19 protein-coding genes are annotated in these 22,056 nt (G+C 35.7%); 10 read left to right on the plus strand and 9 right to left on the minus strand.

The window, feature by feature from the left end:
* Positions 1–16 precede the first annotated feature (16 nt).
* From ACL9RH_RS01550 to ACL9RH_RS01575, 6 genes are all read right to left on the minus strand, one after another.
* On the minus strand, positions 17–691 hold the full coding sequence (locus ACL9RH_RS01550) for a phosphoribosylanthranilate isomerase (RefSeq protein WP_422692644.1): 675 nt from the start codon (positions 689–691) through the stop codon (positions 17–19).
* Positions 692–739: 48 nt separating this feature from the next.
* The gene (gene trpC / locus ACL9RH_RS01555) at positions 740–1,513 is read right to left on the minus strand and encodes an indole-3-glycerol phosphate synthase TrpC (RefSeq protein WP_422691569.1); all 774 of its coding nucleotides are present in this window, start codon (positions 1,511–1,513) and stop codon (positions 740–742) included.
* 51 nt (positions 1,514–1,564) lie between these two features.
* On the minus strand, positions 1,565–2,551 hold the full coding sequence (gene trpD, locus ACL9RH_RS01560) for an anthranilate phosphoribosyltransferase (RefSeq protein WP_422691570.1): 987 nt from the start codon (positions 2,549–2,551) through the stop codon (positions 1,565–1,567).
* Between the two features lie 41 nt (positions 2,552–2,592).
* Entirely contained in the window at positions 2,593–3,192 is a 600-nt protein-coding gene (locus ACL9RH_RS01565) for an anthranilate synthase component II (RefSeq protein ID WP_422691571.1), read from the minus strand.
* Positions 3,193–3,241: 49 nt separating this feature from the next.
* On the minus strand, positions 3,242–4,666 hold the full coding sequence (locus ACL9RH_RS01570) for an anthranilate synthase component I family protein (RefSeq protein ID WP_422691572.1): 1,425 nt from the start codon (positions 4,664–4,666) through the stop codon (positions 3,242–3,244).
* A gap of 253 nt (positions 4,667–4,919) precedes the next feature.
* Entirely contained in the window at positions 4,920–5,564 is a 645-nt protein-coding gene (locus ACL9RH_RS01575) for a hypothetical protein (protein ID WP_422691573.1), read from the minus strand.
* 236 nt (positions 5,565–5,800) lie between these two features.
* On the opposite strand from ACL9RH_RS01575, the gene ACL9RH_RS01580 reads away from it, so the two are divergent.
* The 4 genes from ACL9RH_RS01580 (at position 5,801) to lysS (ending at position 9,305) form a co-directional block, all read left to right on the plus strand.
* Entirely contained in the window at positions 5,801–6,019 is a 219-nt protein-coding gene (locus tag ACL9RH_RS01580) for a hypothetical protein (RefSeq protein ID WP_422691574.1), read from the plus strand.
* A complete protein-coding gene (locus ACL9RH_RS01585) occupies positions 6,019–6,396 on the plus strand; it encodes a c-type cytochrome (RefSeq protein WP_422691575.1) in 378 nt (125 codons plus the stop codon). Before ACL9RH_RS01580 ends, ACL9RH_RS01585 begins: the two co-directional genes overlap by 1 nt.
* Before the next feature lie 3 nt (positions 6,397–6,399).
* Positions 6,400–7,326: a 23S rRNA (adenine(1618)-N(6))-methyltransferase RlmF gene (rlmF, locus tag ACL9RH_RS01590; RefSeq protein ID WP_422691576.1), complete on the plus strand. Its 927-nt coding sequence runs from the start codon at positions 6,400–6,402 to the stop codon at positions 7,324–7,326.
* A 281-nt stretch (positions 7,327–7,607) separates the two neighbouring features.
* Positions 7,608–9,305, plus strand: coding sequence for a lysine--tRNA ligase (gene lysS, locus ACL9RH_RS01595; RefSeq protein ID WP_422691577.1), 1,698 nt, complete (start codon positions 7,608–7,610; stop codon positions 9,303–9,305).
* A gap of 36 nt (positions 9,306–9,341) precedes the next feature.
* Here the strand turns inward: lysS and ACL9RH_RS01600 are convergent, their stop codons facing one another.
* From ACL9RH_RS01600 to ACL9RH_RS01610, 3 genes are read right to left on the minus strand one after another with little or no spacing between them, the layout of a single operon-like run.
* On the minus strand, positions 9,342–9,857 hold the full coding sequence (locus ACL9RH_RS01600; protein WP_422691578.1) for a ClbS/DfsB family four-helix bundle protein: 516 nt from the start codon (positions 9,855–9,857) through the stop codon (positions 9,342–9,344).
* A gap of 9 nt (positions 9,858–9,866) precedes the next feature.
* Positions 9,867–10,871 carry a cytochrome d ubiquinol oxidase subunit II gene (locus ACL9RH_RS01605; protein WP_422691579.1) on the minus strand — a complete coding sequence of 335 codons (1,005 nt, stop codon included), beginning with the start codon at positions 10,869–10,871 and terminating at the stop codon, positions 9,867–9,869.
* Positions 10,868–12,211 carry a cytochrome ubiquinol oxidase subunit I gene (locus ACL9RH_RS01610; protein ID WP_422691580.1) on the minus strand — a complete coding sequence of 448 codons (1,344 nt, stop codon included), beginning with the start codon at positions 12,209–12,211 and terminating at the stop codon, positions 10,868–10,870. Before ACL9RH_RS01610 ends, ACL9RH_RS01605 begins: the two co-directional genes overlap by 4 nt.
* 379 nt (positions 12,212–12,590) lie before the next feature.
* Between ACL9RH_RS01610 and gyrB the strand changes: the two genes are divergently transcribed.
* The 6 genes from gyrB to ACL9RH_RS01640 all read left to right on the plus strand — a co-directional run bounded on the left by gyrB (position 12,591) and on the right by ACL9RH_RS01640 (position 22,020).
* Positions 12,591–14,525, plus strand: coding sequence for a DNA topoisomerase (ATP-hydrolyzing) subunit B (gene gyrB, locus ACL9RH_RS01615; RefSeq protein WP_422691581.1), 1,935 nt, complete (start codon positions 12,591–12,593; stop codon positions 14,523–14,525).
* 82 nt (positions 14,526–14,607) lie between these two features.
* A complete protein-coding gene (locus tag ACL9RH_RS01620; RefSeq protein ID WP_422691582.1) occupies positions 14,608–15,021 on the plus strand; it encodes a DUF5684 domain-containing protein in 414 nt (137 codons plus the stop codon).
* A gap of 287 nt (positions 15,022–15,308) precedes the next feature.
* The gene (locus ACL9RH_RS01625) at positions 15,309–17,225 is read left to right on the plus strand and encodes a transglutaminase domain-containing protein (RefSeq protein ID WP_422691583.1); all 1,917 of its coding nucleotides are present in this window, start codon (positions 15,309–15,311) and stop codon (positions 17,223–17,225) included.
* Between the two features lie 46 nt (positions 17,226–17,271).
* The gene (locus ACL9RH_RS01630) at positions 17,272–19,164 is read left to right on the plus strand and encodes a DUF3857 domain-containing protein (protein ID WP_422691584.1); all 1,893 of its coding nucleotides are present in this window, start codon (positions 17,272–17,274) and stop codon (positions 19,162–19,164) included.
* Between the two features lie 2 nt (positions 19,165–19,166).
* Positions 19,167–21,098, plus strand: a complete 1,932-nt coding sequence (locus tag ACL9RH_RS01635; protein WP_422691585.1) for a transglutaminase domain-containing protein — start codon at positions 19,167–19,169, stop codon at positions 21,096–21,098.
* Positions 21,099–21,192: 94 nt separating this feature from the next.
* Complete coding sequence (locus ACL9RH_RS01640; RefSeq protein WP_422691586.1) at positions 21,193–22,020, plus strand: RsiV family protein; 828 nt, start codon at positions 21,193–21,195, stop codon at positions 22,018–22,020.
* The last annotated feature ends 36 nt before the right edge of the window (positions 22,021–22,056 follow it).

A 22,056-nucleotide genomic window follows, 5' to 3' on the forward strand; every position in this document is an offset into this window, starting at 1 on the left:
TGTGTGTTTTTGTAGGTTATATATTCTGCTGGTATAAAGTTTTAAATTGCTCTATTCTGCTAATATTTTTATTTCCAGGCTCTATTTCAAATTTTGAATTGATATCTAAAGCGAAAGGCTTTTGTTTCAGCAAGGTTATGTTTTCAATATTTTCTTCCGAAATTCCACCGCTCAGAAAGTAGGGAAGTGGAATGTCAAATTCGTTCAGCAATGTCCAATCGAACTGTTTTCCTGTCCCGCCAAAGGCTTTGCTGTCTGTATCAAATAAATAATAGCTTGCAGGTTGGGGAATATCGCTGTTTTTTATATTGAAAATCTCTGCAATTTTATTCCGGTTCTCAAAAGTATTGTCTCCGATTCTAATTACTTTGATGATTTTAATGTCAGGCTGTAGTTTTTCTTTTACTTCAAAAATAAAATCGTTTGTTTCATCACCATGAAGCTGAATAAAGTTCAGTTTTGCCTGATGAGCAATTTCTGCAATTTTATCTGCTTTTTCATTTACAAAAACGCCTGTTTTACCATGATGCTTGATTTCTGAAATATCTTCTAAAGTCAGATGATTCAATACATACCTGGGAGATTTCTCATAGAAAATGAATCCCAGAAAATCAACTTTCAGGGCAATAAGCTCTTGAATCTGCTCAGGTTTTGTCAGTCCACAGACTTTGAGGCAAGGTTGCTGGTTCATATGGGATGATAATTGGTGATTCATTTTAAATTCTCAATAGAAAAATTTTCAGATTTGTTGGGTAAAGTCTTCAAAAGCTTTTGCGGGATTGGTATTTCTCATAAAATATTCTCCCATCAGAAAGCTGTTGAATCCCTGTTCTTTTAAATAAGTGAAATCCTGAAGATTATAAATTCCACTTTCAGCAACAGACAAAACATCTTTTGGAAGAAGGTTTTTCAACTGTACAGAGTGCTGCAGATCTACTTTGAAATCTTTTAAGTTTCTGTTGTTGATGCCCACCAGATCCATGTCCTTATGACAATGTTTCAGTTCTTCTTCTGTATGAATTTCCAATAAAACCTCCATATTCAGTTCGTGGGCCAGATGTGTAAATTCCTGAACCTGATTGGGAGAAAGGCAGGATGCAATCAGTAAAACAACATCAGCACCCATACTTTTCGCTTCATAAAACTGATATTCATCAATCATAAAATCTTTTCTTAAAATAGGAATACGAATATGATTTCTAACACTCAGGATATCGTTGAAACTTCCTCCGAAAAAATCCTGATCCGTTAAAATAGAAATTCCACTGGCTCCAAACTTTTCATAAGATGAAACCACTTCCAATGGCTGAACCTGATCATTGATGATTCCTTTTGAGGGAGACTGTCTTTTAAATTCTGCTATAATTCCGTTTTTGTTTTTCACTGATTCTTTCAGAGAATAAGTAGTTTTTTTGAAAAACTCGGTGTCTTTTAACTGCTCAAGAGAGATATTGACCTTGGCTATGGCAATTTCCTCTTTTTTTCTTTCAATAATTTTATCTAGTATGGTCATTTCTTGTTCTTGGAGATTAAATGGTAAAAAATCGTTAATTGGCTTATGTTATCAGTTAATCAGAAGTTCAAGGCTTTTTAAAGCTTTTCCACTTTCCAGACTTTCTTTAGCTAAAAGCAGGCAATCATCATAGGTTCCGAATTTATGAGTATGATACAATGCTACAGATGCATTGGCCAGCACTACAGAATTTTGCTGCTCGGTACCGTTTCCTTCAAGAATGTTTCTGAAAATTTTTGCAGTTTCCTGGGCTGTATTTCCGGCTTGGATATCTTCAAGACGCACAGGGTTGAACCCTAAATCTTCTGCAGAATAAATTTCTTCTCCTTTTTTGGTAATGATCTTACTGTCATGAGTCAGACTGATTTCGTCATAACCATCCAGTCCGTGAACCAGAATAAACTCAGGATCTTCTTTTTGAAGCAGGTACTGATAAATTCTTGCGATTTCCAGATTGTACACACCAATCATTGAAAACTGAGGTTTTACGGGATTAACTAAAGGACCTAAGAGATTGAAAAATGTTCTTAATCCCAATGATTTTCTTAATAAACCAACAGATTGTAAAGCGGGGTGGAAGTATGGGGCATGCAGGAAACAGATATTGGCTCTTTCAAGATCTTCATTCAGCAGATCTGAATTGTTTTTGAACTGATACCCAAGTTCTTCAAGTACGTTGGATGAGCCCGTAACGGTAGATGCTCCGTAATTTCCGTGCTTTGTTACTTTTTGTCCTGCTCCAGCCACTACAAAGCTGGCTAGGGTTGATATATTGATTGTATTTTTTCCGTCACCACCTGTTCCTACAATATCTATTGCATCGCTGGCGTCTACATGTACAGGAACGGCCATCTGAAGGAGAGCTTCTCTAAAGCCTTCCAGTTCTTTCAGGGTGATGTTTCGCATCAGGAAAACGCTGATAAAAGCAGTAACCTCTGAGGCATTGAATTTATTCTGTGCAATTTCGATCATCATGGCTTTCGCTTCAGATTTTGAGAGCGTATGATGGTTGAAAAGGTATTGTAATATGTCCTTCATTTGGGGTGTTTTTAGGGTTGAGGGTTTTTCTGTTGCTATCATTATAGAAGAAAATTTTTAATAATAACTTCTCCTTCGGGAGTCAAAATGCTTTCAGGGTGAAACTGTACAGCGTGCACATCGTATGTTTTATGCTGCAAAGCCATGATCATTCCGTCTTTATCTACTGCTGTGATTTCGAGGTCTGTTGGGAAATCATCAGGATTTACTGCCCAGCTGTGGTATCTTCCCACTTCAATTCCTGAGTTCAGGTTTCTGAAAAGTTTTGTGTTTTCTTTCACAAGTTCTGTGGTGGTGGCTACTCCGTGAAAAATCTCCGAAAGATTGATCAGACTTCCTCCAAAAGCTTCGGCAATAGCCTGCTGGCCAAGACAAACTCCCAGAATACTTTTTGTAGGAGCATATTCTTTAATCAAATCCAATAGAATACCTGCTTCCTCTGGAATTCCCGGGCCTGGTGAAAGAATGATTTTATCGTACTGATCTATTTCTTCCAACGTTATTTTGTCATTTCTTACGACATCTACTTTCTGATTCAGAATTTTTTCAATGATCTGAACAAGATTATAGGTAAAGCTGTCATAGTTGTCAAAGACAAGAACCTTTGATTGAGTTTGCTGGGTGTTTATATTGTTGTCCATTTTTTTATTTTTTGTTGAGGATGGTTAGGGGGCTTTGCTATGACTGGTATTAATTTTCTACCAGCTTTTCTGCTTTCTCTACTGCTTTCTTTAATGCATTTAACTTATTGTTTACTTCCTGAAGCTCGTTTTCCGGGATCGATTTGGCAACAAGTCCCGCACCGGCCTGATAATAGAGTGTATTGTTCTTGCTTAAGAAGGTTCTGATCATAATGGCCTGATTGCAGGTTCCGTTTAATCCTATCATTCCGATGCATCCTCCATAATATCCGCGGGAATCTTTTTCATATTGATCAATCAGCTGAAGAGCTTTATGTTTTGGAGCTCCACTTAAAGTTCCCTGAGGAAAAGTGGCAGAAACCATTTCTAAAGGATTGATATCTTCCGGTAGCTCTGCCGTCACTTCACTTACCATATGAATAACATGAGAAAAAAGCTGTATCTCTTTAAGTTTGGTAACCGTTACATTTTTACCAAGTTTTCCCAAATCATTTCTTGCCAGATCTACCAGCATAGTGTGTTCGGCATTTTCTTTAGGATCTGCTTTTAAAGCTTCTATGGCTTGAAGATCAGCTTCAAAATTACCTGTTCTCCTTGCGGTTCCTGCAATGGGGTGTATGGTCGCTTTATTATTTTTTATAATGAGTTGGCTTTCAGGACTTGATCCAAAAAGCTTGTAACTTCCATAATCAAAGTAGAATAGGTAAGGAGATGGGTTGATGTTTCTCAATGCTCTGTAAACGTTAAATTCGTCTCCTTTAAATTTCTGTTCAAACCTTCTGCTGAGTACCAATTGGAATACATCTCCTCTCATGCAGTGCTTCTGAGCGGTTTTTACCAGTTCAATATATTCCTCGCTGGTGATGTTGGATGTTTCCTGACCGTTCTTTTCGAAAGGATAAACCGGGGTATTCTGATTTTTGATGAGGTTTTCTAATAAATGGAGCTCAGATTTAATTCCATTAATTTGATTTTCAATAATGTACATTTCATCATTAAAATGGTTGATAGCAATCACATACTGATATAATCGATATCTTAAAATAGGAATTTCTACTTCTGGGCTTTGTGCCTTTAAATCAATATTTTCGAAGAACTGTACCGCTTCAAAACTGGTATAGCCAAAAAGGCTCTGAGCCGTCTGCTCTATAGGATCATTGGTTTTCTCACATTCAAAAGCTTTGCGGAAATCTTCAAATATCTCGGTGATATTTCGTTCCATGATAAATTGTTTTACCGGAGCCGAATCAGGAAATTTAATTTCAAATTCAGTAAGGTTTTTCACTTCAATTCCGGCAATGGCATTGATGGCAATAAAAGAAAAATTATTATCAATACTCTTTGAATCAGAACTTTCCAGAAGAATCGTGTCACGGAATTTATCTCTTATCTTCAGATAGATATTCATCGGAGTGTGAAGATCTCCCAGTGTTTTTTTCGAAACGGTTTTTATTTTGATTGTATCAGTAAACATCTGTTGTTTTATTTTTTTTGAGATTAAGGAATAAAAAAAGGCTTCAACGTTATCCGTCAAAGCCTATATATTGTTTATTTTAATTATTTCTGCTGTACTACTAACAACATGACAATACTTCCAGACCCGACGAAGAGTTTGAAAGCCACCACCAAATATTGTTGCTCATGTTAAACATGCTACAAAAGTAGAAAAATTTTTAATACAAAAAATAAAAAAGTGAAAAATTAAAAAAACTTAACGTCTACTTATGTTATTTCAGGTGCTTAAGTTCTTCTTTGAGTTCTTTGAGCTTTGATTTATAATTTTCATCATCATAATATTGTATATAATCCTCTAAGGCTGAGATGTATTCCTCAATAAACTCTCTGTTGGTTCTATCTGCTTCATACTTTATTTTTGCTGAATTAATTGGAGCTAGTTTTGAGTATTTAAGCTCTGTTTGCCCCTGTTCTGACTGGGCATAAAGGATAACAATATTTTTTTCATATCCCGGAATATACTTTACAGGAAATGAGACTTCCGTCCGAGGAATTCTGATAGCATTTTCAATCGGATATATCGCTGCAGTAGTCGTAGAAAAGAACGTTGAGGTATATTTCCCATCCTGTTTTTTTACGATGGCTTCATAATCATGAATGTACATGTCATTGAGAGTAGAATTAGTTTCTACATCTGAAGTAATGATTGCTGTACTTTCTGTTCCATATTGGTTTAGAAACCATGCGTTTATAAATTGTCCTCCGAATCCATTCAAAATAGCCAGAGGAATGATAGGAATCAAAAACCATACTTTTTTGGTTACATAAGACAGTAGCACAAAGAATACGATGAGCAGGATCACGGTGTAAAAACCATGATGGCTGGTAAAAAACAGAATCTTTGAAATTAAAACCATGGTTTAAAGTTACTATTTTAATATAAAAGTCGGAAAGGTATTTGATCCCAAGTCGCAAACTTTGAGATATTTAAAGACATATTATTTATCCGGACATCCTATTTCTAAGAAAGGTCAAATACTTCATATAAATGAATTCAAGAGGTATGCTCATCTTTAAAATTTCAGTTAAAGAGAACATTTATCATAAGTTTAAAACTTTATTTTTTATATTTTTGCTGTCAAATTAGAAAACAATGAAAAAAGTATTAGCAATTGCATTTATCGGAGGTTTATTAGTAGTAAACTGTTCTAAAAAAGTAGATCATTCATTACAAGACAGCAACACGATGCTTGAAGAGCCGGAAGCAACTACAGTAGTAGATTCTACGGCAAAACCTGCTGCTCCAGCTGCTGCAACTCCGGCTACACCTGCTCCTGAAGCTGCTAAAACAGATTCTACAGCAAAAAAATAATGAAAAAAATATTTTTGGCAGGGGCATTAGGATTTCTCATGTTTTCCTGTTCTAAAAAAGAAAATACAGCAGAAGTGTCTTCCTCTTCTTCTGAAACCGCTGCTGTTTCAGAACCTGCAAAATCTAATCTTTCCGGTGACCAGATCATGGAAACTTTAGACTGCTCAGGATGTCACTCTGTTAATGAGAGAATGATAGGACCTTCTTATAAGGAAATTGCCGGTAAATATACCGAAAAGGATATAGAGCTGTTGGCTTCCAAAATTATAGAAGGCGGAAGTGGAGTATGGGGAGGTGTTCCTATGGCTGCCCATCCACAGGTGTCTAAAGAAGATGCCAAAAAAATGGTAGAATATATTTTAAGTCAGAAGAAATAAAATATGTCCGCTGAAAAATCCAGTCTGCACACAAGAAATCTGCATCGCAATCCCTATGATTTTGAGCAGCTTATTTCTTGTGTGCCGGAACTGAAACATTACGTTTTTGTAAATGCCTATCAAACGGTAACCATCAATTTCAGTATTCCTGAAGCGGTTAAACTTCTCAACAAGGCACTCCTTTTACATTTTTACCATATTAAAAATTGGGATATTCCTGATACCAATTTATGTCCTCCGATTCCTGGCAGGGCCGATTATGTACATTATATTGCAGACCTTTTGGCAGATAAAGAAAATCATATTCCTGAAGGGAGCTCTGTGAAAGGATTGGACATTGGGGTAGGGGCCAACCTTGTGTACCCGTTAATTGCCCAAAGGTCTTACGGATGGCAAATGATGGGAACCGATATTAATGAGGATTCTTTGAAAAATGCACAGCATATTTTAGATCAAAATCCTGATTTAGAATCATCAATTCAGTTGAAACATCAGCCAGATTCAAACCATATTTTTAAAAATATAATAGGTCCGGATGACAGGTTTACTTTTTCTATGTGTAACCCTCCTTTTCACGATTCCGAAGAATCTGCTATAAAAGGGAACCTCAGAAAAACAAAAAATCTTAAAAAATCAAAATCTAAACAACCTCTGTTAAACTTTGGCGGACAGCAGACTGAATTGTGGTGCGAAGGAGGCGAAATTGCTTTTATTACAAACATGATTAATGAAAGTATTTTATATTCATCTCAGGTTGTTTGGTTTACGTGTCTGGTTTCTAAAAAAGATAATCTTCCTAAACTGACTGCTCTTTTAAAGAAATGTAAAGCTGATTTCAAAATTATAGATATGGCTCAAGGTCAAAAAATAAGCAGAATGTTAGCATGGACGTTTATTCCTAAAAAGGACAGAAAAACCTGGTTGATTTAAAATTCAAAGTTTAAAGTTTCTGGCACGATAGCTCAAATTACGAGACTAAATTAACTAATAATAGGGTACCTTGGTAAGTGAAACGGCTTTGCGATCGTTTTTTTACCATTATAGTAGTAATCTTTGCGACCCCAGCGTTTAAATACTTCAATTATTGGTTCCAATACCTTATATCCCTTATCTCAACTCCATTCCTTGTTCACTTTTTAAAATTTCTGAAAAAATCAATTGACGGTCAACTCAAAAATCCCTAAATTTGTACGCTTTTAGAAAAATAAGAAATGCAATTATCAGAACAAGAAATCATTAGAAGAGAAAAGCTGAATAAGCTTACTGAAATGGGGATTAATGCGTTCCCGGCGGATGAGTATATAATCACAGATACTACAGAATCTATAAAACAGGACTTCTCTGAAAGTAAACAGGTGAAGATCGCTGGTAGATTGATGTCCCGCAGAATTCAGGGGAAGGCTTCTTTTGCAGAATTGCAAGATTCTAAAGGAAAAATTCAGGTTTATTTCAACAGAGACGAAATTTGTCCGGGTGAAGATAAAGAACTTTATAATGAAGTATACAAACACCTTTTAGATATCGGTGATATTATTGGTATTGAAGGAGAATTGTTTACGACTCAGGTAGGAGAGAAGACGGTTTTAGTAAAAAACTTTACACTTCTTACCAAAGCTTTGCGTCCTCTTCCTCAAGCGAAGACCGATGAGAATGGAGTGGTACATGACGGATTTACAGATCCTGAATTAAGATACAGACAGCGTTATGTAGATTTAACGGTAAATCCGCAGGTGAAAGAAATTTTCGTGAAAAGAACTAAACTGTTCAATGCCATGAGAACATTCTTTAATGACGCGGGATATTTTGAAGTGGAAACTCCAATTCTACAGTCAATCCCTGGTGGAGCTTCAGCAAAACCATTCATCACGCACCACAATGCACTGGATATTCCATTGTATTTAAGAATTGCCAACGAATTATATCTTAAAAGATTGATCGTAGGTGGTTTTGACGGAGTATATGAGTTCTCTAAAAACTTCAGAAATGAAGGAATGGACAGAACGCACAACCCTGAGTTTACGGCTATGGAAATCTATGTAGCGTACAAAGATTACAACTGGATGATGGATTTCACTGAGAAATTATTGGAATTCTGTGCGATTCAGGTAAATGGAACTACAACGGCTACATTTGGAGAACATAATGTAGACTTCAAAGCACCGTATCCAAGAGTTTCTATGACTGAAGCGATCCTGAAATTTACAGGTTTTGATATCACTGGAAAAACGGAGAAGGAATTATACGATTTTGCTAAGTCTATTGGTATTGAAGTGAATGAGACGATGGGTAAAGGAAAACTGATTGATGAGATCTTCGGTGAGAAATGTGAAGGAAACTTCATTCAGCCGACTTTCATTACAGATTATCCGATCGAAATGTCTCCACTGACAAAGAAACACAGAAGCAAAGAAGGCTTAACAGAACGTTTTGAATTGATGGTGTGCGGTAAAGAAATTGCCAACGCTTATTCAGAGCTTAATGATCCTATCGATCAAAGAGAACGTTTTGAAGCACAAATGGCTTTATCTGAAAGAGGAGACGATGAGGCAATGTTCATCGATCAGGATTTCCTAAGAGCTCTTGAGTATGGTATGCCGCCAACTTCAGGATTAGGAATCGGTATGGATAGACTGATCATGTTCTTAACAAATAACCCTTCCATTCAGGAAGTATTATTCTTCCCTCAGATGAGACCTGAAAAAGCAGTTCCTCAGATTGAATTGGGAGAAGATGAAAAAGTAATCCTTGAAATTCTTAATTCTCAGGAAGAAGCAATGTCTTTAGCTGAAGTAAAAGAAAGAAGCCAGTTATCCGGTAAGAAATGGGACAAAGCGTCTAAAACTTTAACAAAGAATAATATTGTGAAAGTAGAGAAAATTGACGATGTTCTTTTGATGAAATTGGCTTAAGATTTCTCATAAGATATACATATAAAAGGTACAGAATTATTCTGTACCTTTTTCTTTTTTCCATTTCCGAAGCGGTGTCCTAAAGTTTTTGAATGGCGCTACCGTATTGATGTGGATCCATTTCCAGACCGGCCATTTTGCAGGCGTTGTGGCCCACTTTCTCTGTTCCGGTAAAAATAAAGTTTCATGATCCAGAGATTCGATCCATTCTATAATTTCGTTCACCTGTTTTTTTAGCAAAGCTCTCTGTTGAGCGATGGTAAAAGAGCTGTATTGAGTGTAAAAAGATTCGTATAAACCTTTTAAATTATTCCATTTATAATCAGGAGTTGGTGTTTTTACATCAATGCCTTTCTTTTCATCAGATTCCCATTGAAGAAGTAAGTTTGTCCATCCAATTTGATAGGAGAGATTCTGAAAAGGTGTTTTATCGACTCCGGGTTGTAATAGATTTTTGTCTTCTTCTTTTATATTTTCAAATTCCTGATCATACAGAAGATATCTTTTCCTGATTTCTTCAATAAGTTCGGTTTTATCTTTATAATTCTGCATGATGGATTGTTATTTTCTCAACTTACTGAATGAAGCCATCAGATAAAATAAAAACGGAAGAATAAATAATGAACCTAGCATCAGTGCCCAGCCCAAGGCAGAAATGGTTTTTGCCGGTGCCATATGTTCTAACAGAGAAAGATGTTGCCCATTCCCTAAAAGAATAATATTCGGATTGTGCTGATAGGTAGCTGCTACAAGGATCATCACCATCTGAAATCCTGCCAGCGCACGTACAGGAAGCAGTTTCTGACGGTTCAGAGCCCTAAGAATAAGAAGCAAGGCAATCGTAGCAAAAGCAATCGACATAATTCCTAAAGGTTTTGAAAATACCCACATTAACAGTGGAATGTCTGAAATATAAGCAGTTGCAAAGACAAGAATTCCGGTAATAACCACAAAGATCATGGTCTGTTTGGATTTTCTGATCATTAATAAAAGTTCAGACTTGTCTTTGGTTTCTCTCAATGAAAAAATAGAGGCAAGATAAGCACAAAGCGCTACGGTAAATAAACCAACGGATACTCCAAACCAATTCAACCAACTGTAAATATATAAATCCAGGAAATTGGTAGCATCCGGATTGATGGAATGCGAAACGGTTGCAGCTGCAATTAACCCTAAGAAGAAAGGAGTCAAAAGACTGGCATAGTAAAAAATATGGGTATACAGAACCTGCCAGTTATCTTTTACAGCATCATAATGTCTGAAGGTAAATGCCGTTCCTCTTGCAATGATCCCTACAAGCATCAATACCAGAGGAATATGAAGATAGGTAGACATTGTAGTATAGATTTCAGGAAACCCCACAAAAAGGATTACAATCGCAATGATGAGCCACATATGATTGGCTTCCCACACAGGAGCAATAGATTCATACATGATTTCCTGGGTTTTGTGACGGGCTTTTTTATTGGTAAAAAGTTCTACAATACCAGCCCCGAAATCTGCTCCGCCCAGAATAATATAAAGACAGATGGAAAGCCAGAGAAAACCTATAACAATGTAAATCATGATTTCTTGTTTTTATCGTTAAACTGAGAATCGGTAGGATCGTAAAGTTTTGGAACCATTTGAATCTGTCTCTTTAAAAGGAAAACAAGAATCAATGATAAGGATATGAAAATAGCCGTAAAGAAATAGAAAGAATACTGTATTCCCGGCATTGGAGTGACTGCATCTACAGTTCTCATAATTCCATAGATAATCCAGGGCTGTCTTCCCACCTCTGTTACTGTCCACCCTGCTTCCAATGCAATATATCCAAAAGGAGTTGCTATCAAAAAGGTTTTTAGCAGCCAGTGTTTACTCAGCCATTCTTTTCTGAAGAAGAAAGCATATAAATAAACAACTCCGATGGAGATCATTACCACTCCGAAAAAGATCATAATCTGAAAAGCGTAATGTGTAACGGCAACAGGCGGCCATTCATCTCTTGGAAAATCTTTAAGCCCTTTCACTTCCGCATTGAAATCATTGCTTACCAGAAAACTTAAAACTTTAGGAATTTTAATAGCATATTTTATTTCTTCGTTTTTTTCATCCGGAATCCCACCAATAACAAACGAAGCACCTTTCTCTGTTTCAAAATGAGCCTCCATAGCGGCCAGTTTGATGGGTTGCCTTTCTGCTACGGACTTTGCCGCAACATCACCGCTCAAAGGAGCTCCAAATGCTCCAATCAAGGCAAAACCTACTGCAATTCTAAAGGCTTTAGTATGAAACTCAATATTTCTTTTCCTCATAATCATAAAGGCATGAACTCCAGCTACGGCAAATCCGGTGGCACAAAATGCAGCTACCGTCATATGCAGCGCTTGTGGAAACCATGCGTCGTTGAGCATCGCTTTAATAGGATCTATATTAAGATATTGTCCGTTAATATAATCAAAACCGGAAGGAGAATTCATCCAGGAATTAGCTGCTACAACCAGAATACCAGAAGCAAGTCCACTTATCCCTACAAGAAATCCACAGAACCAATGAAACCATTTATTGAATCTTTCCCAACCATATAAGAAGAATCCTATGGCAATTGCTTCAATAAAAAAAGCCGTCCCTTCCAGAGAAAACGGCATCCCGAATATAGGTCCGGCGTGTTTCATAAAACCAGGCCACAGAAGTCCCAGCTCAAAGGAAAGCATAGTTCCGGAAACAGCACCTGTTGCAAACAGAATAGCAACTCCTTTGCTCCAGGCTTTTGTAAGACCTTTATAGACTTCATTATTTGTTTTTAAGTATTTCCAATGGGCAAAAGCCATTAAAAAAGGCATTACCATACCTACACACGAGAAAATGATATGGAAGCCCAGAGAAAGGGCCATCTGCGCACGGGCAGCAATAAAATCATCCATAATACCAACTATTTGAGTAAATAAATTTACGTATAAATTATTGATCCCAGGTATGATTTAATACAGTATGACTTGATGAAAAGAATTTTAACTTTGTTTCCTTTATTTCTAAATAACAGCCCTCACTCAAGATTTTGAATGACAAAATAAGCCTGTTTAAAGTAGTACAGGTTCCGAGATCATTACTTTCAAAAAATGATAAAAAATTGATTTTGAATTTGTAATGATTTAAATTGATTACTCTAAAAATACAGATAGATTTCTTTTGGTGTTTTTTATTCTTATACTCATGCTTTTTTGACAATTTTTAACTTTTATACCTCGAAAAAAATCACGATATTTGTAGGTCTTTGCATATGGCAAGATTTTAATATTTGATATGAGTCAGAAACAATATACAGCTAGTAGTATTCAGGCATTGGAAGGAATGGAGCACGTTCGTATGCGTCCTTCAATGTACATTGGTGATGTAGGAGTCAGAGGACTTCACCACTTGGTTTATGAAGTAGTAGATAACTCTATTGACGAAGCGTTGGCAGGATACTGTGATACGATTTTCGTAAGCATTAAAGAAGGAAACGGAATTGAAGTAAGCGATAATGGTAGAGGTATTCCGGTAGACTTCCACGAAAAAGAACAAAAATCAGCCCTTGAGGTTGTAATGACAAAGATAGGTGCCGGAGGTAAGTTTGATAAAGATTCTTATAAAGTTTCTGGTGGTCTTCACGGAGTTGGGGTTTCTTGTGTGAATGCACTTTCCAACGAAATGATCACCACTGTTTACAGAGACGGGAATGTATACCAACAGATCTATTCAAGAGGAAAAGCCCAGACGGGAGTTGAAGAAATTGGTCACAGTGAAAGAAGAGGGACCAAGCAGTTTTTCCAGCCGGACGATACAATATTTACAGAATTAGTTTACAATTACGATACATTAGCAAGCCGTTTAAGAGAACTTTCTTACCTTAATAAAGGAATCACGATAACGCTTACTGATGAGAGAGAGAAATTGGAAGACGGTTCTTTCAAATCAGAAGTTTTTCATTCTGAAGGAGGATTAAAAGAATTCGTCGCTTACATCGATGGAAACCGTGAGTCTATTATGGAACATGTGATTTTCATGGAAGGAGAAAGAGACGATATTCCTGTAGAAGTAGCGATGCGTTACAATACTTCTTTTAATGAAAATCTTCATTCTTATGTTAATAACATTAACACTCACGAAGGAGGTACTCACCTTGCAGGTTTCAGAAGAGCTTTAACGAGAACTTTAAAGAAATATGCTGACGAATTGGGGCTTCCGGCGAAAGAAAAAGTAGAAATTACCGGTGATGACTTCCGTGAGGGATTAACAGCAGTAGTTTCTGTAAAGGTAATGGAACCTCAGTTTGAAGGGCAGACCAAAACAAAATTAGGAAACTCTGAAGTTTCAGGAGCTGTAGATAAAATTGTAGGGGAAATGCTTACTAATTTCTTGGAAGAAAACCCTAACGAAGCTAAAATAATTGTTCAGAAAGTTGTTTTAGCAGCAAAAGCAAGACAGGCCGCTAAGAAAGCTCGTGAAATGGTTCAGAGAAAATCTCCAATGGGAGGTTCTGGTCTTCCGGGTAAACTATCTGACTGTTCATCTAAAGATCCGGCAGAATCTGAAATTTTCCTTGTAGAGGGAGATTCCGCGGGTGGAACAGCTAAACAGGGACGTGACAGACACTTTCAGGCTATTCTTCCTTTGAGAGGTAAGATTTTGAACGTAGAAAAATCTATGCTTCATAAAGTTTACGATAATGAGGAAATCAGAAATATCTACACCGCTCTTGGAGTTTCTGTAGGTACAGAAGAAGATAGCAAAGCATTGAACATGGCTAAGCTGAGATATCACAAAATCGTAATCATGACCGATGCCGATATCGACGGATCTCACATTTCAACTCTTATCCTTACTTTCTTCTTCAGATATATGAAGGAACTTATTGAGAATGGATATATCTATATCGCTCAACCTCCTTTATATTTATTAAAGAAAGGAAACAAAAAAATCTATGCTTATAACGAGAAAGAGCGTGAAGAGTTTACACTGGAAATGTCTCCGGACGGAAAAGGAGTAGAAGTACAGCGTTACAAAGGTCTTGGAGAAATGAACCCTGAGCAACTTTGGGAAACAACACTTAACCCAGAACACAGAATATTGAAGCAGGTAACCATTGATAATGCAGTGGAAGCAGACAGTATTTTCTCAATGTTGATGGGAGATGAAGTTCCGCCAAGAAGAGAATTCATCGAGAAAAATGCGAAATATGCAAAGATCGATGCATAATCGTTTTTAAAAATATAATAAAAAAGCTTCTAATTATTTAGAAGCTTTTTTTATATTTGGACAAATCAAAAAAAATAATACTATGTTAACTCTTTTACAAGCAGACCCTTATGAGGGGATGAATGGCGCTGCTGCTGCAGGACTTGGGATAGGAACAATGTTCTTCGGTCTAGTGTGCTATATTTTTTACGGATACTGTATGTATAAAATTTTCCGGAAAGCGGGAAGAGAAGATGCTTGGGCAGCCTTTATCCCTATTTATAATACAATTGTACTGCTGGATATTGTGAAAAAGCCAATATGGTGGATCATTCTTTTCTGTATTCCGTTGGTGAACATCTATGCCTGTTGGGTAGTTTATGACAGGCTCGCTAAAGGTTTTTCCAAAGAAACTCCATTGTACACCATTCTGATTCTACTTTTTGGATTTATTTTTATCCCAGTACTAGGATTAGGAAGTGATCCATTTGATAGTAAGAAAATTCCAAATGATTAAAAAACAAAAAAATTAAAGGCTTCAGAAATGAGGTCTTTTTTTATGTCCAAATCCCAGGAATATTGAATGGTGGTATCTGCTATATTTTGTTTATATTGCTGATAATCATTTGATAAAAATTATTTTAATATTGTTTTAACAATAATTAAGATTTTCTTATGTTTGCAAAACTTTAATAATCATGATGAAAAAAAATGTATTGAAGCTTTATAGGCTCTCCCTTATTTTATCTCCCGATTTCTTTGTGGGATAATTATTCAAAACTAATAAAACGATAAACCATGAACATGAGTCCTAAACTTACTATAGCTGTAAGTTGTCTGGCATTTAATATTTTTTTTGCTCAAAACAAATTTCTCTCCCCACCTCCTTTTGATGAAGCAGATTTGAAAAAGACCAATTCTTTAATAGAAACAAATGCTCCTGCTGAAATTATTTATAACAGTATGAGGTATAATATATTGAATGACAAATCTTTGGAGAAAGAATATTATTCTAAAATCAAGATATATGATAAAAAGCGATCGGAAGATTGGCTGAATATTAATATTCCTTTACAGACGGATGAATCGTTAAGTAGATTTGAGGCAAAGATTTATAATCTTTCTAATAATAAGGTGGAAAAAATTGTCATCGATAAAAAGGAGCAGCTGAAAGAAAATTTTACAGAAGGTTTAAATATTTATAAACTGGCGCTTCCTAATATAGCAGATGGATCGGTAATAGAATACAGTTATAAGATAACGAGCCGAAACATTATGAACCCTGTTTATTTCCTGGAATATAATATTCCTGTGGTTTACGAGGAGTATAATCTGGAATATCCTGACGAAGCTATTACCTATGTTTTCAATACAACCGGAAATCTTATTAAACCTAAGTACCATATTTCAAGTACTGAAGATAGATTAGGTTCTTTATATAATGTATTCAGATTTGGGTATGAAAATATAAAATCGATTCAGAAGGAAAAGCATGTAAAGGATTTGGATAGGTTTAGAGGAAAAATAAAGCCTGAACTGAAGAGATATTCTTCCAAAAATTTTGTATATGATGGTTTTAAAGACTGGAATGATGTTGCTGTAAAATTCCGGAACTATGACGATTTTGGGGGATTTTTGAAAAGTAATGTAAAAGATATACTTCCCGAAAATATTAAAACGTATTACGAACCTTCAGGAAGAGCAGATAAAATTTTCAATTTTGTAAAAGAAAATTATAAATGGAATCGAAATGATGGGGTAATCGCTTCCCAGAGTTTGAAACAGCTTCTTAAAACAAAATCAGGGAACAGTGCCGACATCAATCTTCTTTTGATTATGTTGTTGAGAGATGCCGGAATTGAAGCCAATCCATTGCTGATTTCTACGGTAGATAATGGAATTTTAAATATTATTTCTCCGAATATCAGTAATGTAAACTTTTTATTGACTTCTGTTAAAATCAATAATCAGATTTATTTTTATGATGCAACGTCTCCTAATTCTAAGGTTAATTTACTCCCTGAAAGAGATTGGAACGATTTCGGAATTCTGCTGGAAAAAGATAAAGGAACATCCGTTTCATTCTCCAACACCAATGTCAGCAAGAAACAATTTGATATTAAAGCGACCTTAGATATTGAAAATAATACCGTAAAAGGAACTTTTGTACGAAAAGATAACGGGATGTACGCCATTGATTCCTATGATGAGTTTGAAGTGAACAAGGAAAAATATAAACAGTCTTTTCCTGCTCAATACAACTTGGATAGTAAGAATGTAGAGTCAAAGCTGCTTGCAGACGGTGATTTTGAAACAAAGGTGACGTTTTCTGAGAACAATTTAATGGATGTTGTCGGAAATAAAGTGATCATCAACCCACTTCTTTTTCTTAATACAGACAAAGAATCATTCGATCAGACGGAGCAGAGAGTACACCAGATAGATTTTATTTCGGCCTTTAATAAAGAAAAAAGAATAGAGTTGGAAATTCCGGAGAACTATAAAGTTGTGAGCTTTCCGAAAGATAAAAAAATAGCAACAGATGATGAAGAAATATCCTTCAACTATAAAGTTGAAAATGTAGGCAACAAAGTAATAATTACCTCCAGTGTAAAAGTTGCCAGCCAAAATTATCCTAAAGAATACTATCCGTTTTTCAAACAGATCTGGAAGATTGTTTCCGATACAGAAAATCAGGTAGTCAGTTTAGTGAAAAAATAGAAATCATGATTTTGATGAATTATTATTTCCTGAAAAAATAACAGTAATGATGAAATTTTTAGTAGTAGGGGCTTTATCTACAGCCTCATTGTATTTCGCACAGAACTTTCCGGCTTCTGCAATTCCGGAAAATTTAAAGAAGAATGCAGATGTTGTAATCAGAAAAAACTTTACAACTGTTCAGATCAACAAAATTGATGAGATCAGATATCAGTATAATAAAGTAACAACGGTTCTTAATAAAGATGGAGATTCCAAAGCGGCAATCTATATTCCTTACCAAAAAGGAGACAATATTTCTAATGTAAAGGTAACCATCTACGACGAAGCAGGTAAAAAAGTAAAAAGCTTTTCAAAATCTGATTTTAATGACTTCGCCAATAATCCTCAGGGAATATTCTACTCAGATAACAGGGTTTTAGCGTTATCTTATACTTCCGCTTACTATCCGTATACGGTAGACTTTTCTTATGAGCTGACGGATGAAAATACCGTTTTTATTCCGGATTTTGTGCCCTTTTCTTCCAATAATACTTCCCTGGAGGAAAGTCAGCTTAAGATCATTAATAAATCAGGAATTGAACTTAAAACTAAAAATTATCCTTCAAAATATAACTACACTTCAGTTATAGAAAGCGGGAATAGTACAGAAAAAACATATTCTTACAAAAATGTTCCGGCTATTGATGACGATTTCATGGTACCGGAACCCGTAAAAATTTTACCTAAAGTAGGCTTTTCTTTGGTACAGTTCAATCTGGCAGGAAGAAAAGGAACGTTAAACAATTGGAAAGACTTCGGAGTTTGGTATTACAATAACCTTGTGGAACCGGTTGCTGTTTCCACACCAGCTATTAAATCCGAAATTGCCGCATTGAAACTGGAAGGATCTACAGAAGATAAAGTGAAGAAACTGTTTCAGCATATGCAGTCAAAGACGCGATATATATTTGTAGGATTGGGAATAGGAGGGTGGCTTCCTATGATGCCGGATGAGGTGAATAAAAAAGGATATGGAGACTGTAAAGGTCTTACCAACTATATGAAAACCCTTTTGAATGAAGCTGGAATTCCGTCTAACTATTGTATCATCAATTCCAGTGCGTCACAGGTTTCTTTTGATCCTGACTTCCCTTCTATGGGCGGTAATCATGCCATTCTGATGGTTCCTACCGAAAAAGGAAATATCTGGCTTGAAAATACCTCTCAACAGATTGCTTTCAACCATTTGAGCTATAGCACGACCGACAGGAATGTACTGGCTGTGACCCCAAAAGGAATCGAACTGATCAATACACCCGTCTATAAAGCAGAGCAGAATAAAGAAAAGCAATTGCTGAAGATTAACCTTAATGAAGACAACAGCATTACAGGAGAAGGAAACTTTTACTATACAGGAAGTCAGTACGACTTTAACTTAGGATTTATAAATCTGGATCCGAAAGAAAAGAATGACGCTTTGAAACGCAGATTCAAAACACTGAATTTTGAAAAAGTTGAAATGAAAAACTTTATCAACGACAGAGATAAAGCATTAATAACATATGATATAGATTTTAAAACCAATAATTTCTCCAAAAAAGTAGGCAGCAGTCTTCTGTTCAGAGCTGTTCCGATTTTTACGGATGATATTTACAAAACAGATGAGAGCCGTGAACTTCCATTTGAGGTAAGACAATCTTATGAAGACGATTATGAAATTGCTTTTACGCTTCCCAAAGGCTATAAAATTGACGAAACGCCTACAGATTCCAACATCACTTCAGAATTTGGCTCTTATAAAATAAGCTTTGTAAAAAGTGACGCTCAGGTAAAAGTAGTAAGGAAAATACAGATTATTAAAGGTATTTATCCAAAAGAAAAATATAATGAATACGTTAGTTTCAGAAAGAAAATCATGAATATGGATAACTCAAAAATTTTAATTACAAAAATATAATGATGAAAAAAATATTCGTACTGTTGGTTTGCTCCACAGGTACATTGCTGGTGAACGCTCAGAAATATGCCTTTCTGAATCCTCCAAAATTCAATGATGCAGATCTTTCTAAGACAAAATCTTTGTTGGATGAAAACGCACCTGCAGAAATTCTCTACAAGTCGATGCACTTCATGGTAGATACTTCTACAGGAAACATGAGTAAAAAGTACTTCTACAGAGTGAAAATCTATGATAAAGATAAAGCTGAAGAATGGTTGAACCTTGAAATACCTCTTTATAGTGTAAATAGCGAGAGAGAAGCATTAGGAAAGTTCAAAGCATTCACCTATAACCTTGAAAACGGAAATGTAGTTCCCGTAAAAGTAGAAAAGAGCTCCCAGTATAAAAGTAAAGAAAGCAAAAACGTTACGGTGAACAAATTCGCTTTTCCCAATGTGAAGAACGGATCTGTTCTGGAATATCAATACGAAGTGATCTCCCCATTCTTATTCATCGTTCCGGAAATGCTGATCGAATCTGATATCCCTTCTCTAAATACAGAATATGTTTTGGATGCTCCGCTCAGTATCGCTTATAACATCAACTATACAGGAAGTATTCCACCAAAATACAGGGAAGTTGAAGACCGAAATATGTATGGAACTCAGTACAAAACATTTAGATTTGCCTATGAAAATCTTAAAGGATTCAAAACTGAGAAATGGGTAAGAAATGATAAAAATTTCCGCACAAAAATTAGTGGTGAGCTGAATTCAACTAACTTTAGAGAGCTTAAACTCTACTCATCTTCCTGGGATCAGATTGGAAAAAGACTTTATCAGGACGAAGATTTCGGAGGTGAGTTGAAAAAAACAAAACTGGCCAAAGAAAGCATTCCAGCAGGTGTTTTGGAAATGAAAACAGATCTTGAAAAATCCAACGCGATCTTTTCATATGTTCAGAAAACATTCAAATGGAATAAAGACCGTGGTATTTATACAGAAGATGGAATCAAAAAACTACTGGATACCAAAGTAGGAAATGCAGCAGAAATCAACCTATTTCTTGTGATGATGCTTCGTGAGTCAGGAATCAAAGCAGATCCTCTTATTATTTCTACAGTAGATAACGGAGTAATAAATCTCGTGTCTCCCAATGTTTCAAAAATGAACTTTGTATTGGCCAGCGTAGAAATTGACGGGGCTTTACATATCTATGATGCTACCCACAAACAGTCTTCTATAGATGAAATTCCTTTAGGAAATTGGAATGAATACGGAGTGGTGGTCACTAAAAATAAAGCACTGCTTATTAAAATGACCAACCAGAAGGAAAGCAACACATTTCTTACCGTTGATGCAAAGATCAATGAAGATGGAAGTGTTTCCGGAACCTATTCGGATCGTGACACCGGGGCATTTGCCATGTATGTAAAAGACAGTTATGATGAAAATCCTGAAAAATATAAGAAACAGTATAAAGATAACTTCTCAATAGACTTTACCGGGATAGAATCAAAAGTTCTTGAAAACGGAGAATTTGAAAGCAAAATGAACTTCTCCTCAAACAATTTGATAGATAAAATAGGAAAGAAAATGATCATCAATCCAATGCTGTTTTTAAGTAAAAACTCCAATGAATTTGATCAGACCGAAGAAAGAAAATATCCGATTGACTTTGGAACTCCTTCCACAAAAACCAAAAAGGTTATCCTTGAAATCCCGGAAGGATATGTAATTGAAGAAATGCCAAAAGAAAAAAAGATCGTTACCGAAGATAAAGAAATTACATACAGTTATTCTGTTGTGCAAAAAGGAAACAAACTGGAAATTACTTCGACATCAAAAATAAGCAGCTCGGATTATCCTAAAGAATATTACCCTGCATTTAAACAGATTTGGGGCGTTGCTTCAAAATTTGAAAACCAGGTGATCAGCTTGATTAAGAAATAATTGGCTCATCGCCAGAAATTCATTTAAAAAAAATATTTTTGAAAACCATTCATCTTTTGAATGGTTTTTGTATTGTTATCAAAAAATTGAAATTATGAAAAATACGATTGCTGTTTTAGCATTGTCATCATTCCTGGCCATTACAGCCTGCAAAAAAGGAGAAACAAAGGGAGAAACGACCGAAAAAACGGATAATAAATCTGCTGAAGCATTCGTTGTAGACTCTGTCAAAGTAGACGATTCCGTTAAAATAACCGATTCGTTGAAAGCATCTTTTACCTCCAAACTATTGGTGTTTCCTACCTTAAAAGACAAAAAGCTCCTGGACAGTATCTATTTTCAAAACGATAAAATTAAGGACTTTTCTAAAGCCGGTCTTCAGGCTTATATCGAAAATGAAAAAAATAACTATTTCAAGTCTATGAAGGAAGATAATGAAGATTCGTACTCAGACATTACGTATGCTCAGAATTGGTATTCAGACTCTCGTATGAAGCTGAAATCCAATAATAACGGATATATGCATATTCAATATACAGGAAGTGCATACATTGGAGGGGCTCATGACGAATATGGTTTTTCTGAAAGAGTTTTTGATCTTAAAAACAGTAAAAAGCTTGAATTATCAGATATTACTTCAATGCCTAAAAATAAAATTGAGGCAATTCTGATGAAGAATATTAATAAGATTAACAGCGGAACTACAGACAGCGATGGAGAAGTGAAAAACTCTGAAATGCTGTTAGTAGATAAAATTCCGGCATCTGACAACTTCTATTTTGACGAGAAAAACCTGTATTTCCATTATAGCCCTTACGAAATCGCGGCTTTTGCTGCCGGAGATATCACAATTCCGGTGTCCTGGGAAGAATTAAAAGGTACTTTAAATGCAGAATTTAAAGAAAGAATGAAAATTAAGTAAATTAATGCTTACAATTCAGTAAGCATTTTTTAATTT

Origin of the sequence: Chryseobacterium sp. Mn2064, assembly GCF_049319685.1 — a bacterium.
Classification (GTDB): Bacteria; Bacteroidota; Bacteroidia; order Flavobacteriales; family Weeksellaceae; genus Chryseobacterium.

Coding starts and splice junctions, on each gene's coding strand:
- ACL9RH_RS01550 (WP_422692644.1), bottom strand. CDS start 691: ATGAACCAGCAACCTTGCCTCAAAGTCTGTGGACTGACAAAACCTGAG.
- trpC (WP_422691569.1), bottom strand. CDS start 1,513: ATGACCATACTAGATAAAATTATTGAAAGAAAAAAAGAGGAAATTGCC.
- trpD (WP_422691570.1), bottom strand. CDS start 2,551: ATGAAGGACATATTACAATACCTTTTCAACCATCATACGCTCTCAAAA.
- ACL9RH_RS01565 (WP_422691571.1), bottom strand. CDS start 3,192: ATGGACAACAATATAAACACCCAGCAAACTCAATCAAAGGTTCTTGTC.
- ACL9RH_RS01570 (WP_422691572.1), bottom strand. CDS start 4,666: ATGTTTACTGATACAATCAAAATAAAAACCGTTTCGAAAAAAACACTG.
- ACL9RH_RS01575 (WP_422691573.1), bottom strand. CDS start 5,564: ATGGTTTTAATTTCAAAGATTCTGTTTTTTACCAGCCATCATGGTTTT.
- ACL9RH_RS01580 (WP_422691574.1), top strand. CDS start 5,801: ATGAAAAAAGTATTAGCAATTGCATTTATCGGAGGTTTATTAGTAGTA.
- ACL9RH_RS01585 (WP_422691575.1), top strand. CDS start 6,019: ATGAAAAAAATATTTTTGGCAGGGGCATTAGGATTTCTCATGTTTTCC.
- rlmF (WP_422691576.1), top strand. CDS start 6,400: ATGTCCGCTGAAAAATCCAGTCTGCACACAAGAAATCTGCATCGCAAT.
- lysS (WP_422691577.1), top strand. CDS start 7,608: ATGCAATTATCAGAACAAGAAATCATTAGAAGAGAAAAGCTGAATAAG.
- ACL9RH_RS01600 (WP_422691578.1), bottom strand. CDS start 9,857: ATGCAGAATTATAAAGATAAAACCGAACTTATTGAAGAAATCAGGAAA.
- ACL9RH_RS01605 (WP_422691579.1), bottom strand. CDS start 10,871: ATGATTTACATTGTTATAGGTTTTCTCTGGCTTTCCATCTGTCTTTAT.
- ACL9RH_RS01610 (WP_422691580.1), bottom strand. CDS start 12,211: ATGGATGATTTTATTGCTGCCCGTGCGCAGATGGCCCTTTCTCTGGGC.
- gyrB (WP_422691581.1), top strand. CDS start 12,591: ATGAGTCAGAAACAATATACAGCTAGTAGTATTCAGGCATTGGAAGGA.
- ACL9RH_RS01620 (WP_422691582.1), top strand. CDS start 14,608: ATGTTAACTCTTTTACAAGCAGACCCTTATGAGGGGATGAATGGCGCT.
- ACL9RH_RS01625 (WP_422691583.1), top strand. CDS start 15,309: ATGAGTCCTAAACTTACTATAGCTGTAAGTTGTCTGGCATTTAATATT.
- ACL9RH_RS01630 (WP_422691584.1), top strand. CDS start 17,272: ATGATGAAATTTTTAGTAGTAGGGGCTTTATCTACAGCCTCATTGTAT.
- ACL9RH_RS01635 (WP_422691585.1), top strand. CDS start 19,167: ATGAAAAAAATATTCGTACTGTTGGTTTGCTCCACAGGTACATTGCTG.
- ACL9RH_RS01640 (WP_422691586.1), top strand. CDS start 21,193: ATGAAAAATACGATTGCTGTTTTAGCATTGTCATCATTCCTGGCCATT.